Genomic DNA, 16,620 nt, shown 5'->3' with positions numbered 1-16,620 from the left:
TAAATAACTTCAAGAGGATTACACTCTATTCTCATTATCAACTTTCATAAGTAGTAATTGTTTTGAATTTTTAAAATTACAGCAATTCACCGTTAATTAAATAGTGACTTTATATTTAAGAAGATATGGTTGAAAATGGAAGCTGTATGACGATTATCCTTATCTAGCTAACTCATTATTAAAAATAGAATGAGTTGTTTTCTTGGCTTTATGCCAAATTCTTATCTCCTTTCATATCTAATTCGATAAAGACGATATCATAAAAGCTTAAATGTATATTAATATACTTTTAACGCCTATTAAACTATCTCAATTCCACCTGCTGCTCAATATTACAAACACATATTTAACCGAAGTAAATACTATTTTACCCGCTCCACGCATATTAAATAACTTATGTGATTTTGTTAACAATAGGTTGTTTTTACTAAAGGGGTAACCATTGAAATCTATTTTGATTCCCACACTGAAATAGTTAATAAATTTTATGTCGAAATGAGAGTGATAAGTATCATGATGAACCTTCCTTATTTACATGTAGAAATAAAAAATATCAGAATCTATGCTCATTATTATTGATTTTATTTTTATTGTTTAATATCAGTGTATTGCAGTGATTATTTTTTTGGTTTTTAGAAATAATATGATACATATAAACTATTTTAATAAAATATCCCATTTTATATAATTTGCACGCAAGCTGATTAGTTAACTATATTTATGTGAACTGTAAATTATAGGCACATACATATTTTATTATTTTTGAATGTTCAAAACGAAAACAATTTGGAGTTAAGTTATGGAACTAAGTTCAATATTTAATCGTAAAACTTTATTATCGACAATACTTGTTAGTGGGGGGATCCTTTCTAATATGAGTATAGCGGCTGTCCCTGATGGAAAGATAAGTTTTATAGGTAGTATTCGTGATGCTACTTGTATTATTGAAGGAGGAAATACAGAAGGTGGTGCTACGACTAACAATAATTTCACTGTTAATATGCCAGTTGCTAATGTAGCTGATTTTAGGAAGATTAATGATAGAGCAGGTAGCACTTCATTCTTCATAAGATTAAAAGGTGAAAATTGTCTTGCTGGAGAAGGCTATGCAATTAAATTCGAAAGTTTGAATAATGCTGAATTCATTGATACAGCTACGGGTTATTTAAGAAATATGAAAGAAGATGGAATTGGCGGTGCAAAAGGAGTACAGCTGGTTATTACTGATGAAGTCGATAATGATTTTGATTTTAAGAAAGCTGAAAATATTTCACCTAAGAAAACTCGCGTAGAGAATCAAGATACACAATTTGATTTTACTGTTAATTATATTTCAATTAAGGAAAATGTAGCCCCAGGTGCAGTCGAAGGTAACCTTTTATATAGTGTAGTTTACCCATAATAAAATAAGGCTTCAGGAAATGAAGCCTACAATAAAAAATCAAATATTAAAATAAATCAGCACTAATTAGCATTAATTTAATATCTATAAATATTGGATGATAAAATGAATAAATTAATTATTTTATTTATCGTACTAATGCCCTTATCGTCATTAGCTACAATTCAAATAAATACAACGAGAGTTATATTTGATGAATCGGAAAATGAGCAAACATTTGAGGTGAATAATTTAGGTAAAAAGACAGCATTGGTCCACGTTTGGTTATCTGAAAATGAGAGTAATGATAAAATAGCTGATTCGAAATTTATTATTACACAGCCTGTATTTAAGATAAGACCTGAAAAATCAAAGGTGGTAAGAATTATAGGAACTAGTGAGCTTAAAGACTCATATCCTAAAGATAGAGAAACTATGTTGTGGTTGAATTTTTTGGATATACCACCTGAAAACAGTCAGTCAGAGAATTCTCTTAATATTGCCATTCACACTAAAATTAAGTTTTTTTATTTGCCTAGTAACATCAATATAAATAGGCAAGATGCGGGGGATAAATTAACTTGGAGAATGGAAAATAGTGGTAATGATAGCTATTTGGTTGCTACAAATAAGTCACCAATATATGTTAATTTAGGAAGTGTTTTAATTGATGATAATGCTGTAAATATGGATTCAAGTTTTATTTCTCCATTTAGTGAGACTAGATTTAAATTAAAAAATAAGACGAATGGAAAAAATATAAACATAAAATATAGTTACATAGATGATCTTGGGGCTTACATATCAAAAGAGGTCATTGTGAGCTGATATGAAAATAAAAAAATATATATTACCAGCTTTGTTTGTTTTTTTTGCTAATGAAACTACCTATGCTAATGAAACTAAGAACTCCAATGATAGGTTTAAAACTAGTTTTTTAACATATTTAGGACATAATGAAAACATTATATTAGATGAAGTTAAAAAACCAGGCAGATACTATGTGGATATTTATGTTAATCATAAAAAGATTGGCCTGGAAAATATTAATTTTAAAAATGCCAATGGTGAATTAAAACCGTGCTTTTCACAGAAAGATTTAGATAAATTAAAACTAAATTATGAAATGGTTTTCTTAGAAAGAGAGCGGTTATTAGGTTGTACTTATATAGATGAATTATTAAATGGAGCATATACGGAATATAATGATGAGGAAGAAAAATTAAGTATTAACATACCTCAAATTTATATATCGACAAAGCCAGAGGACTATATTTCTCCTGAACAATGGAGTAAGGGAGTCAATAGTTATGCTATTTCATATGATATGAATTATACCAATATAAGGCAAAGCAATTATAACAATATGCATTTATATAGGGGGTATTTCAATCAACATTTAAATTTATCTTCATGGCATATATATACTAGCAACGTATTAACAGCAAAAAGTAATAAAGCAACAAAAAATAGATTTAATGATTTATATGCAGAGTATCCAATTGCTAGCTTAAAATCTGCTTTAACTATCGGGGAGATGACAACAGATAGTCAATATTTTAGTTGGGCTAAATATCGGGGAGCAAAATTGGCTAGTGATAAGAGAATGGAGCCAACATCACTAAGTGGTTTTGCACCAGTTATCAGAGGGATAGCTAATACACCTTCTTTACTCAGTGTTGAGTATAATGGTCGTGTTATTTATGAAAAAAACATACCTGCTGGTGAATATAATATCACTGATTTACCAATAACTTATGGAAATGGTAGTTTAGATATCATATTAACGAATGTTGAGGGAGAAAGAACTGTACAGGAAATTCCTGTATCTACTATTTCTAATCTTCTGAGGCCTGGCAAGTATGAGTATAGCGTAGATGTTGGTGAATTAGATATGAATTATTCACAGAATTATTGGCTAACTCAGGGAATTATAAAATATGGAGTAAATAATAATCTTACCATATACAGTGGTGTACAAACTATTTTTCCCAATGATTATATGCAGGCAATGGTTGGAGGAACAATAAATTCATCTATTGGTGGTATGTCAATGGAATACTCTCGCTCAAAGAGTGATGTAAAGCGGGCTCTTGATTCATCGTGTAGTGTATTTTGTAATGACAAAATAAGAATGAGTTACGAAAATGATATTCACCCATTGGATATCTATTTTTCATTATCAATGTCACGTTATTTAGATGAAAATTATTTGGAATTGGAGCAATTTCTTACAGAGAAACAAGTTGATAATAACAGAAACTTTTTTATAAATTCGAGCCAAAAACAGCTAACTGATATATCTATAAGTAAAAATCTTCCAGAAGGCTTTGGTAGTATATCTATGTCTGGTTACTATTCACAGCCATGGAGTAGTAATTATAAGGATAATTATAGTTATTCTATTGGTTTTAATAATCAATATAAAAGAATAAACTACAATATGTCAATTTTTAGATATAAAAACAATATGGACAAAATTGATAATACACTATATTTAAGTGCAAGTATTCCTATTTATACTAAAAATAAAAATGTTAATCTCAGTTCAAGTTATTCAAATCATTCTAATGGGTATAATACCAGAGTTGCAGCTTCGATAAATGAAAAAACACGAAATGCAAGTTCTATAAATATTTGGACTGATAAGAATTCAAATACAACTCCTGGATTTGGATTATCAGTAGAAAATAATAATGGCTATAATACGAAATCAGTAGGCTATTCTCAAAGCAATAATAGTAAAATGTTATATGGTAATATGAAAGGAGCCGTTGTTTTACATTCTGGTGGCATAAATAGAGTCTCAAATATAGGAAAAACTTATTCGATTATAAAAGCAGTTGGTGCTGAGGGCATGAAAGTATCATCAAATAGTAATATTGAAATTGCTGGTAATGGCTATGGTATTTATCCAAACTTATCACCGTATAAAAAGAATTATATCCTATTGGATTCTAAAAAAAGCAAAAATAACGCTGAGATAGAAGATAATAATTTAATGGTTATTCCTGTTTCAGGCTCATCGCCATTAGTTGAGTTCAAGGTAAACAAAGTATTTAATAAAATACTTAAAATTAAGAGTGATAAATATAAAATTCCTTTTGGTACGAAAATAATAGATGGGGAAAATAATAGCTTAGGCATTACAGATCAAAGTGGTTTTGTATTTATATCAGAGCCTAATATAAATGAAGTTAATGAAAACCCCTGGAAGGCAGTTTGGAGTTTAGATGGGGAAAAGTATGAATGTATATTAAATACTGATGATTTAAAAAAGGATATGTCTACAACACAATCGCAAATTGACATAAATTGCTATTAAAAGAGATTCTAATGAAAATTTCAATATTTTTAATGTTGTTTTTCGTTTCTATAAAATGCTTTTCAAGTGTATATACAGAAAATATTTATTTAAATGATAATAAAATTATAGATTACCATGATAAACCATTGGGGGCAGTTTTATCCAAAAGCGAGCATAAAATAAATACAAAAGTAATAAATAGCACGACTAATAATCAGCAAGAATTAGAGCTGATAGGTGTTTATTCGGATAGAGTTAATTTTGGAAAATATGATAGAGATACGATTAAAACATCAATTCCTGGTTTAGGGTTACGTATTTATTGGCCAACAAGTGATAGCTCAGTAAATTCATCAACTAATTATTTTCCATTTAATAGGCAATGTAAAACTCCTTGTAATGTTAGCCAACAATTGGTTGTCGAATTTGTAAAAATGAGTGGAATTAGAACAGGGAAAATATCAAAAAATACAGAAATAGCAACTGTAGTAATAAGGGGAAGGGATAATGATGTTAATTTTATGCGTATAGTTTTGGATGAAGATATAGAGACAAAAGCCAAATCTTGTTATGTGAAAGATGATGTGATTGTTGATCTTGGAAATTACAGTATTGATGATTTAAAAAGTGGTCGGTTCAATAAGGGAGGGGAAAACTTTCAACTGGAAATTTATTGTGACCAGACGCAATACGTAGGTGTTTATTATCAAGGGAAATTTGGAAGTACAGGGAAGTTGGAGAATTTAGGAACCGCAGGAAAAGGAGGCGTTTCTATTAAGCTTATGAATGAAGACAATTCTATTGTTTCCCGTACTGAGCCTGGAGATCAAATAAAAATAGAAAATGGAATACCTTATTTACTTAATTTAAAAGCAGCTATAGAGATTGAAAGTAAAAGTAAGCTTTCAATCGGAACTATTAATGCTGATGCGTTTATAACACTTTCGGTCAATTAGTATGAAAAATAAATATATATTAGTGGTATTGTTTTTATTAATATTTTTATGTGGTTATTCAATTTATTCTTTAGCTAATACGGATGCGGGGAATATGTCAGATTCTACAAGGGAATTAGATAAACTGATCCGTGAAAGAAATATTGACAATATTAATAAAGAAAAATGGATTAATCGAGAGATTAATAATAATAATAAAAAAATAATAGAAAAAGATTATGAATTAGAAAAAGAATTAGATAACGTTAAGTATCTTATCACATCAATTGTGATAGAAAATGATGATGTATTTGCTAACTCAAAAAAAAGAAATAATATACTCAAAAATTATACTGGTAAAGAGTTAGGTAAAACCGAAATTTTAAAATTAATAGGTGATTTGACTAATTTTTATATTGACAAAGGATACACTACAACACTTTTAACTATCCAAGAAGGAAATTTAAACTCAAAAGAGCTTCGGTTAATGGTTCTTTGGGGAAAAATTAATGATGTATTAATTGATGGTAAAAATCCTACTTTTTTTCAAAAGATGAGAGTGAACAGTGCATTTCCTTTTTATAAAGGAAAAGTATTAGACATATCTGATGTCGATCAGACCTTGGATAACCTTTTAAGAATATCATATAAAGCAAAGATCAGGGTGTTAGCAGATGATGAAATTGGATTTTCCAATTTAGATATTGAAAACCTAGAATATGATTATATTAATGGCTCTTTGAAGTTAAATAACTCAGGAAGAAAGGAGTCAGGGTGGAATCAGTATAGTGGGAACCTTAGCGTTAATAACTTTATTGGCTTTAATGACATTCTAGGTTTTTATTACGGCTACAATGAGTTAAAACAAAAGGCAGATACGCAAAATTCTTGGTCAGTATCATATTCAATACCATTTGGTTACTCATCTTTTGATGCATCTTATTATCGTTCAGAGTATGAGAAATTAATTGGTGGAAACTTTGGTGGATATAAAAGCGATGGTAATTCAGAACGTTATTCATTTAAATTTAATCATGTTGTTTTTCGAAACAGTGAGCATAAATTATCACTTTATACTGCTTTAGATGTTAAAGATAACCTAAATAGAATACAGAATTTAATAATTGATGTAAGTAGTAAGCGTTACAGTAATATTTCTATTGGGATGAATGACGTTACAACAATATGGGATGGTGGAACTTATTGGGATCTATCTTTTACGAAAGGAACGCCTTGGTTTGGCTCTGCCTGGGTTAATGATCCTGATTTAAAAGGTTTTGATATTAATTTTGTTAAAATGAATGGTTTGGTTAGTTGGTCGAAAAATATTTATCAATTTGATAGGTTTTCTATTAGCTATGATTTAAATACATCATTTCAATACAGTAATAATATATTAGTTAGCGATCAAAATATCACCATAGGGGATGAATATTCTGTTAGAGGTTTTAAGGAAGAGTCTATTTCTGGAAATAATGGTGGATATATTTCAAATACTCAAAAATTTCCATTTTATTTTAATGGTTTTGGCGGGGTTATGGCAACACCATTTTTTGGTTATGATGTTGGTTATATTAAAAATAATTGCAGCATCTATGTAAATAAATGTTCTGGGGAATATATATCAGGAGGGGCTCTAGGCCTTAGATTAAATCAAAAATATTTTTCATCATCTTTGTCAGCAGGGTGGCCTTTAATAAAGCCGAAAAGCTTACGTAACAGGGATGTTGATAACCTTGCAATATACTATCGTATCGGTGTCAATTTTTAATAATTTATTTTAAACAAAATTAATTTTTATTAGGAATCTAAATTGAATAAATCTAATTCAATAGCTTCTTCTTATTCTGCGAGTAAGAAGTTCTTTAAGCTATCTCCAGTTTACTTGGCTATTTTTACAACCGCATTTCCTATTCAGTCATTATCTGCAATTATACCTGGCGAAGGAGCTGGTGATCTTAATGTTAATCAATCTGCAAATGGAACACCTACTATTAATATTGTAGACCCAAATTCTAATGGTATTTCTCATAATAAATACCAAGAATTTAATGTCGATAAAAATGGTGTGATTTTTAATAATAGTAAAAACGATGGTGTGAGCCAGACGGGTGGTTTTGTTATAAAAAATAACAATTTAAATAATGAAGCTAATGTTATTATAAACGAGGTTGGAGGTGTTAAAGGTACTCAGTTGAATGGCACGATGGAAGTATTTGGTAAAAGTGCTGACCTTATTATAGCGAATGAAAATGGTATCGAAGTTAATGGTGCTAAGACATTAAATGCAAATAATCTCACATTGAGTACTGGAAAGGTTGAACTATCTGATGGGCAGTATTTACTGAATGTCAATAAAGGACAAGTAAATATAACAGGAAATGGTATTTCTACCGATGGTTTGTCAAACTTTGAGATTATCAGTCGTGCTATTAAACTAGATGGGCAGATAGCAGGAAGTGCGGATGTTAAATTATTAGCAGGAAGTAATAAATATAACACCTCAAAAGGTACGTATGTTAAAACCGGGGCTAGCGGAGAAAATAAACCTGTTGTTGCCATTGATGGTAGTGAACTCGGTTCTATCTATGGAAATCGAGTTGAGCTTATTAGCACTGAAACTGGTTTGGGGGTACATCATAAAGGAAGTATAGTTTCTCAGTCTTCATTAGATATTACAGCGGATGGTGATTTAAAATTAACGGCTCTGCAATCTAAAAATAGTTCAGTTAAACTTAACGGTGAGAATATCACTATCAGCAAAAATAAAGCAGGCTTAGGTGGAATCTCTGCAAAAAATAATGTTGATATTCACTCTAAAAAAACGTTGACGCTTGCTGCTGATTTAGTTTCTGAAGAAGGAAAAATAGATATAGCAGCAGATAGATTTTTACAGCAATCCGCAGGTATTTTTGTTAAAAATTCTAAATATCCAACTGAAATTGATAGCATCATTATCAATGTAAAAGGGGAATATATTTTAGAAGGGCAATTATATGCCACAAATAGTAAAGGTGAGGTTATTCCTAATGCTAAAATTAATCTTCAAGATGGTAATTATGTTGTATATGATGGTAACGGGACAATTGTAAAAGATGCAATGATTTCCTCTACTTCCACAACTATGGCGGATTCAGGAAATATTAATGTTAAAGCTGGTAGTCTGACAAACAACAATGGTGTATTTATTGGAAGGTCAGGAAGCTTAGTTTTTGATATCACCGATATTTTTAATAATGATGGAGTTCTTTCTGCATCTGGTAATCTGCATATAACATCAAAAACTCTAAAGAATACGAGTATGCTAACTTCTCAAAATTCGGTGACATTAGAGTTAAATAATTTATTTAATTCAGGTGTGATTGTAGCTGAAGAAGTTAATGTTAATTCTTTAGAAATGAAAAATGATGGTGAGATAGTTGCAAAAAATGGTTGGCTGAACCTCAAAGTAAGCAAAGAAATTGATAATTCGGGACTTTTACAAGGACAGAATGTTAACATTAATACTAAAGATGGTCGCCTGATAAATAAAGGTACCATTGCTTCAGGTAATAATCTTAATATTAACTCTAAGGAAATTGATAATAGCAATAAAATTAATGCTAAGAATGAGTTGAATATAACATCTACGGGTAATATTAATAATTTTAAGGGTTCCGAAATAATTTCAGGAAATAAGCTTACTCTGCAAGGTGCGGGAGAGAACAGCATTAATAACCAAGGGAGGTTGCAAGGTGAAGATATAGATATTTTAAATTTCAACACTTTAGAAAACTCCGGAGCTATTATTTCAAATGAAAAATTAGTTATTGATAAAACTAATTCTATTAAAAATAAGGGAAGTGATGCTGTTATTCAAGGGAACTCAATCCTAATAAGTAATGCCAATCATTTAGTCAATGAACAAGGATCTAAAATCAATTCTAAAGACAAATTAAAGATAAATAAAGTCAGTGAGTTAACTAATAGTGGTGCTATTTATGCGGAAAATCAGTTATCATTAACTGATATTAGAGAAATAAATAACCAAGATGGAAGCATAGTTTCTGGAGGAAATCTAGAAATAAATAAAGTAAGTAAATTGATAAACAGTTCTGCTAATTCCAAAGATGGCGGTATCTATTCTAATCAAAACTTAGTGCTTACAAATGTAGATGTGGTTGAAAATAAATTAGGTGCAAAAATAGTTTCTGAGAATGGAAATGTTTACTTAGAGGATATTAATGCTATATCAAACTTAGCGGGGAGTTTGATCGCAGCCAGCAATAACATTAAATTTAACAATATAAAAAATATAGCTAATTCAGGAGAGATTTCCGCTGAGAATAATATTAAATTTAGCAATGTAGATACATTGAAAAATAATGGTGGTGTCATATTGGCAGGTAATGACTTAATTCTAAGTAACATTTCTGACTTATTGAACATACATGAGGGGCACATAAAGGCTGGTAATATAAAAGCTGATGATATTCTATATTTAAAAAATGAAGACTCTTTTATTGATTCTGATGGAAACATTTATCTAAATGTTAAACGAATCGATAATATATCTACAAATAATAATTTTAGAGTGGATGCATATATTTCAGCTCAAAATTCAATGCATATTGTAGCAGAGGATGTTAATAATAAAACAGCTTTAATTGATGCGATAAATGAATTGGAGATTAATGCTGCAAACTCTATCTCAAATACGGAAGGCTCTGAAATTTATGCCGATAATAATGTTGTAATAAAAACCAATAACCTACACAATAATAAATCAAATATAAAGTCAGATGGTAATACTCATGTTGAAATTTATCAAAATATAACAAATAACGATGGTTATATTATAGCAACGAATGATTTATATTTCAAAATTAACAATGATTTTATCTATGACAAAGATAGCGGTTATTTTCAAGTCAATGATGCTAATGGAAGTATGAAACTAGAAAGTGAAGGCTCAATAACGGTAAATAAGGTTTTAGAGTCCTCTGCTGCTATTCAGCTCTATGCTACAGGTAGTATTACTAATACTAGCGGAATTTTAAGTGGTAATAATGTTCATTTGGAAGCGAATGGAGATATCACCAATGAAAAAAATGCGCTGATTTTCTCTAGTAAAGAAGTTAATATTATTACTGAGAATGGAACATTTTCTAATAATGAAAAAGCAAATGTATCTGCTATAAGTGATATTAATATTACAGCAGAAAATGTAATAAATAAGGGAGGTAAAATACGTTCTGAAAAAAATATAAATATAGAGTCTAAATATTTGAAGAATGAAACAACTATATATAATAAAGATGGTGAGTGGGATTACAGTAATAGCCAGCAAATTAATGGGCAACATACACAACCGTCATGTGGATGGGGAGGGTTTGCTACTTGTAGCTATTATATCTCCGGGAGTATTCCAAATCCTGTAGGAATTATTGAAATAGACGATCAAGCAACTATTTCTGCAAAAAATGAGCTTAATATCAACAAGCAAAACAAATATGAAGGTGGCCAAAAAACGGAAAATAAAGGGGGAACAATTCAATCTGGTGGAAACATGTTCATCAGAGGGGATTTGACGAATGAAGCACTTAGTATTTCTATAGGTTATGATTCAATTTTAGATAAGCAACTAAGTGATCCATTAGTGGCAAAGTATCATTGGTCAGCGATTGGTAGTAATACAGAAACGCAAGAGTTTTCAACACTTCACGAGTTCATTGACTTTATTTTATCACCAGAGTCCGATGAAAATTACTTAAAGGCGACAAAAAAAGTTGGTGATGAGACGATATTTTCTGCACATATGTCACAGTTGTTTGGCGCATCTTGGAAAGCGAAAAACAAAGAGGATTTACAAAATGATTGGCAAAAATTAAATCAACGTGATCCAGTAACAGGTAAACCAGAATACTCCAACCTTAAGTTTTATGCTGTCTCGGAGCAAAAAAGTGTTATTGCAGCTGGCGGAAATTTGCAACATGTAGATGGCAGTTTTAATAATGGATTAGATAAAGAGCTCGCAGTTGATAAGCAAAGCAATGAACATGTTGTTATAGAGAAAGTGGGTGATCAGGAGATTAACGTTAATAATTCTTCTTATGATGTGACAACCAGTAAAAAAGATATTTCTAGGCTTGAAAACCAATCAGGAATCACAACTTCAAATACTTATGAAGAAATGGCAAAGATGCCGGGATTATTTGATAAAAACAATGACATAGTTGGTGGCTATGCGAATCTACAACCCAGTCCTGATCCAAGTGAAAATATACATGTGTTGTATGAGACTCGTCCTGAGTTTATTAATCAGGATGCGTTTTATGGTTCCGATTATTTCTTTCAACAAGTCGGTTATGAACCTACTGAACCCGTTATTGTTCTTGGAGATAACTATTTTATTAGTGAAGTAATCCGTCGTGAAATTGATGATTCTGTCGGTGCATTTTTCTTAACTCGTGATGGGGTAGAAGGTGCTGATTTAACTAAACAATTGATGGACAATGCAGGTACTGTGAATGGTGCAGATGAATTTGTTATTGGTGAGCCATTGACCCCTGAACAAATTAACAACCTTGATAAAGATATTGTTTGGTTTGTAACAGAAGATGTTGAAGGTGTCCAAGTATTAGTTCCTAGAATTTATTTAGCTCCTTCAACACTAGAGGAAATTAAGAATGACTCATCTAACGCATCAGCAATTGTTTCTGCTGGTGGAGATGTGCAAATTGATGCAACAGAAGTTAACAATGTAAATGGTTCGATTAAAAGTGGCGGTAATGTTGATATTAAATCGGAGAATAATATTGTTAATTCATCGGTTGGCCAAAATGGTGGGATAGTAGCTGGTGGTAATATATCTCTTGTCTCTGAAACTGGTGATATTCATAATTCAGGTGCAGCGCTAAAGGCTGGAGAGAATATAAAAGTAGAGGCAAAAGAAGGGGATGTGACTTTAACGGCCAGTACTGGATATAACGACCAAGGTAAGAAAGTGACACATCGTTATGATGATGCTGTAACTGCCGGAGGCAATATTGATATTAGCGGAAATAATGTCACTGTTAATGCTGTTGATATTGAAGCAGATAAAGATATTTCGCTAACAGCCAAAGATGGTGATGTCAAATTTAATAATCTCTATGATGTTGATTCTAGTTATGATTCTGAGTATACATCATCAGGACTACTGACAAGTACTCTCAAGGAAACCACGACGTCTGAGGCAAAAAGTGTTGAGTCTACGGTTAAGGCTGGTGGAAATTTAACTATTAATGCCTCAAACGATATTGTGATGAAAGGAGGGGAATATAGTGGGGAGTCTGGGAATATCAATGCAGGTGGTAATATTGATGTTCAGGCTACCCAAGATTATAGCTATTCAGAACAAGTTGATTCTTCTTCAGGTTTCGTTCTTGGTGCTAAGGTGTCCGGGTTCGGAAAATCTGCAGAGTATGATTCCTATAGTGCAGAAGGCACTAATACAACAGCTGAAAATGGGACTCATAATAATAAAGAGTCGCAAGTTTCGAATGCGGGAAGTAAACGACCAGGCTCTGCGCCAACAACTGAAACCGGAGGATTTCAAGCAGGGTTTAAAACTGAAACTACTACCACGACAGAAAACAGTGTGACGAACAATAATGCTTCACTGAACTTCGGGAATGACCTTACGATTAAAGCAGGTGACACTGTGGATATTGGAGGGGGAGACTTTGAAAGTGATTCAATCAAAATAGAAGCGAATGAACTGAAATCCACTAAATATGAGGATACGACGAGTAAAACGGTTACTCATGAGGAAACATTCATAGGAGTCAAAGCTGAAGCTCATTCAGATGTTATTGATGCATATGATAAAATTGGTAACAAAATTGAGCAAGATAAAAGCGGTAAAGAAATAAACGCAGGGCTTACAACTGCAGAAGTTGCCGGAGAAGTCACAAATGTTATTTTTGGTGATATTGCGGGTACTTCAGTTAGTGTTGGAAAAGATAAAACATCTGATACGACTCAATCAACAACCTCTAAAGAAAATATTACGACGATTAAAGGAAATAATATTGAAATTAACACCAAAAGTGATGCGGAATTAAATGGTGTTAATATCACGGGTAATAATGTTGATATGGATATTGGTGGCGAGCTTACTGTTAACTCTGCGAAAACTGAATACACAGAGTCTTCATCTTCAAATTCTTTATCTGTTGGTTTAAGTGCTGGAGCATCGGTTGGACTGACGGGAGGAGGAGTTGGTGTTTCTATCGATGCGAGTGAACAGAAAAGTTCATCTAAAGAGTCAGGAACATCTTATACAAATAGCAATATTACAGGGGATAACGTCACGATTAAGACTGGTGGTGATTTATCATTAACTGGAGCCAATATAAACAGTAATACTGCGGATATTGATGTGGGGGGTGATTTAAATATTACCAGTGTGCAAGATACTGTTAATCGTAATGATAGCAGTGAACAGTGGGGAGCATCTATTGGTTTAGCTGTTTCAACATCAGGTGTGATACCGACAGCTTCGGGAAGTTATGGCCAGGGAAGTGAGGAATATCAGTCAAAAACGACATCTGAGCAGTCAGGGATTAAAACGACAGGTGAGTTGAATATTAAGACTGGGAATGATGTCAATCTGACAGGAGGTCATATTGTTTCTCAATCAGGGGAAGGTAGTGTTGATGTTGGTGGTGATATTAATGCAACAACCTTAACTGACACAATTAAACAGGATGGCTTAACGGCTGGTGGTGGTGCTGGCGTTTCAATGAAAGGGATGCCAACAGCGAATGGTTATGTAAATACGAGTGATACCATTGACTATGAAGAGGATCAAAAGGCGACAATTTCTGTTGGCCAGCCAAATCTCGATAAAATTAATGGTGATCTTAATACAGATAAAGATAACATGAGTGAAGTTACCAAGGATGTTGTCATAGCTGGAAATGATATCTCGTTTACTGTTGGGAGCATTGGGTCAGGGAAAGATAAAAAACCTAGTGATTCATCTACGACTCCAAATAAGAAACCGACAACACCGGAGAAGAAACCGACAACACCGGAGAAGAAACCGACAACACCGGAGAAGAAACCGACAACACCGGAGAAGAAACCGACAACACCGGAGAAGAAACCGACAACACCGGAGAAGAAACCGACAACACCGGAGAAGAAACCGACAATACCGGAGAAGAAACCGACGACACCGGAGAAGAAACCGACAACACCGGAGAAGAAACCGACGACACCGGAGAAGAAACCGACGACACCGGAAACTAAACCGACAACACCGGAGAAGAAACCGACGACACCGGAAACTAAACCGACAACACCGGAGAAGAAACCAACGACACCGGAAACTAAGCCGACAACACCGGAAACTAAACCAGTTACTAAATGGCCCGAAGTTCAGCCAACAAAACCCGTGATCACCTCACCGGGCAGTTCAAGTAGTATGCCGGGGTTTGTGCCACCGAAAGGAAATAGTTCGCAAAGTGGAAACGGGCAGAATGAGGCACCAAAAGCCAATGGCCAACAAGGGCAAGGTTCGACAAGCGGTACTAAATGGCCCGAAGTTCAGCCAACAAAACCCGTGATCACCTCACCGGGCGGTTCAAGTAGTATGCCGGGGTTTGTGCCACCGAAAGGGAATGGTTCGCAAAGTGGAAACGGGCAGAATGAGGCACCAAAAGCCAATGGCCAGCAAGGGCAAGGTTCGACAGGCGGTACTAAATGGCCCGAAGTTCAGCCAACAAAACCCGTGATCACCTCACCGGGCAGTTCAAGTAGTATGCCGGGGTTTGTGCCACCGAAAGGAAATAGTTCGCAAAGTGGAAACGGGCAGAATGAGGCACCAAAAGCCAATGGCCAACAAGGGCAAGGTTCGACAAGCGGTACTAAATGGCCCGAAGTTCAGCCAACAAAACCCGTGATCACCTCACCGGGCAGTTCAAGTAGTATGCCGGGGTTTGTGCCACCGAAAGGGAATGGTTCGCAAAGTGGAAACGGGCAGAATGAGGCACCAAAAGCCAATGGCCAGCAAGGGCAAGGTTCGACAGGCGGTACTAAATGGCCCGAAGTTCAGCCAACAAAACCCGTGATCACCTCACCGGGCAGTTCAAGTAGTATGCCGGGGTTTGTGCCACCGAAAGGAGATACGGTAGCGTCGTCAGGTAATGGCAAATGGATACAACTTTTTAATGATACAGAGTTAGCGTAATTGCGGGTATGTAGCCGCATGTAGTTGAGTATAAGAGGACGACGGGAGAAATCCCGTCTCCTACACGATTAAAATTTAATATTAGGTGGGAAAAATATCACTGTCATTAGTGGTTATTAGTCCCTCCATATAAACAAACTGGGTATAACCAAAAAGGGACGTTTTTACAGTCTTGAATACATGTGCGCTGTCCCCACATTACGCAAGAAAAAGCGGGTGTAGTGGACAATAGTAGTACAGGGATTAGTAGGGTATAGAGTACTTTTTTCATAACAATCTCCGTAGAAACATAAAATATGGTTGTTATCTATTAAATACCACTAACATGAAGTAATAATCTAAATCACCTCAATGATTGAGTTAAATATAAAGTGGGATTAAATGCAAAAAAATACTCAAGTAAGAATCAAATTTAATAAGAATGAAATATTATTGTCATATTACTGTTATCTTTAGGTATGTAGAGCCACTCTTTAAGAAATGAATAAAAATGGTTGAAATAGTTCAGTAGAAAAATATTAATATTATGGGGTTACCTTATAATAAGGTATTAGATATTGGGTTAGGCTACAAGATAAGATCAGTGTATCTATCTAGCAAAATAGAGTAAAACCGTAATAGTTCGTTTGTTAATCAAAGGAATGATACAAATATTAATCAAGAAAGGAATCTCTTAAAAGATATTCACTAGATTAAATGCATGAGTTTTAATATCTAAAAAGAGAGTGTAGCGGTAGTTTATATGTGCATTTTCTAGGTAATTTCTGATAATTTATTC

The 16,620-nt window shown here is 33.3% G+C and carries 6 protein-coding genes; all 6 read left to right on the top strand.

Features of this window, described 5'->3' with window-relative positions; genetic code table 11:
* Nucleotides 1–799: 799 nt before the first annotated feature.
* The 6 genes from M0M83_RS12830 to M0M83_RS12805 all read left to right on the top strand — a co-directional run bounded on the left by M0M83_RS12830 (nt 800) and on the right by M0M83_RS12805 (nt 15,842).
* Nucleotides 800–1,402, top strand: coding sequence for a fimbrial protein (locus M0M83_RS12830; protein ID WP_248466691.1), 603 nt, complete (start codon nt 800–802; stop codon nt 1,400–1,402).
* A gap of 105 nt (nt 1,403–1,507) precedes the next feature.
* Nucleotides 1,508–2,209 carry a fimbrial biogenesis chaperone gene (locus tag M0M83_RS12825; protein ID WP_125891368.1) on the top strand — a complete coding sequence of 234 codons (702 nt, stop codon included), beginning with the start codon at nt 1,508–1,510 and terminating at the stop codon, nt 2,207–2,209.
* A 1-nt stretch (nt 2,210) separates the two neighbouring features.
* A complete protein-coding gene (locus tag M0M83_RS12820) occupies nt 2,211–4,706 on the top strand; it encodes a fimbria/pilus outer membrane usher protein (protein ID WP_248466690.1) in 2,496 nt (831 codons plus the stop codon).
* A gap of 11 nt (nt 4,707–4,717) precedes the next feature.
* Nucleotides 4,718–5,644: a fimbrial protein gene (locus M0M83_RS12815; RefSeq protein WP_248466689.1), complete on the top strand. Its 927-nt coding sequence runs from the start codon at nt 4,718–4,720 to the stop codon at nt 5,642–5,644.
* 1 nt (nt 5,645) lies between these two features.
* Nucleotides 5,646–7,394: a ShlB/FhaC/HecB family hemolysin secretion/activation protein gene (locus tag M0M83_RS12810; RefSeq protein WP_248466688.1), complete on the top strand. Its 1,749-nt coding sequence runs from the start codon at nt 5,646–5,648 to the stop codon at nt 7,392–7,394.
* Between the two features lie 42 nt (nt 7,395–7,436).
* Complete coding sequence (locus M0M83_RS12805; protein ID WP_248466687.1) at nt 7,437–15,842, top strand: hemagglutinin repeat-containing protein; 8,406 nt, start codon at nt 7,437–7,439, stop codon at nt 15,840–15,842.
* The last annotated feature ends 778 nt before the right edge of the window (nt 15,843–16,620 follow it).

This window comes from Providencia rettgeri, from assembly GCF_023205015.1.
Classification (GTDB): domain Bacteria; phylum Pseudomonadota; class Gammaproteobacteria; order Enterobacterales; family Enterobacteriaceae; genus Providencia; species Providencia rettgeri_E.
This window is presented reverse-complemented; position numbering and strand designations above follow the sequence as displayed.

What these genes read in the sequence shown, in the direction of transcription:
- M0M83_RS12820 (WP_248466690.1), top strand. Translation starts at nt 2,211, where the DNA reads ATGAAAATAAAAAAATATATATTACCAGCTTTGTTTGTTTTTTTTGCT.
- M0M83_RS12825 (WP_125891368.1), top strand. Translation starts at nt 1,508, where the DNA reads ATGAATAAATTAATTATTTTATTTATCGTACTAATGCCCTTATCGTCA.
- M0M83_RS12810 (WP_248466688.1), top strand. Translation starts at nt 5,646, where the DNA reads ATGAAAAATAAATATATATTAGTGGTATTGTTTTTATTAATATTTTTA.
- M0M83_RS12815 (WP_248466689.1), top strand. Translation starts at nt 4,718, where the DNA reads ATGAAAATTTCAATATTTTTAATGTTGTTTTTCGTTTCTATAAAATGC.
- M0M83_RS12830 (WP_248466691.1), top strand. Translation starts at nt 800, where the DNA reads ATGGAACTAAGTTCAATATTTAATCGTAAAACTTTATTATCGACAATA.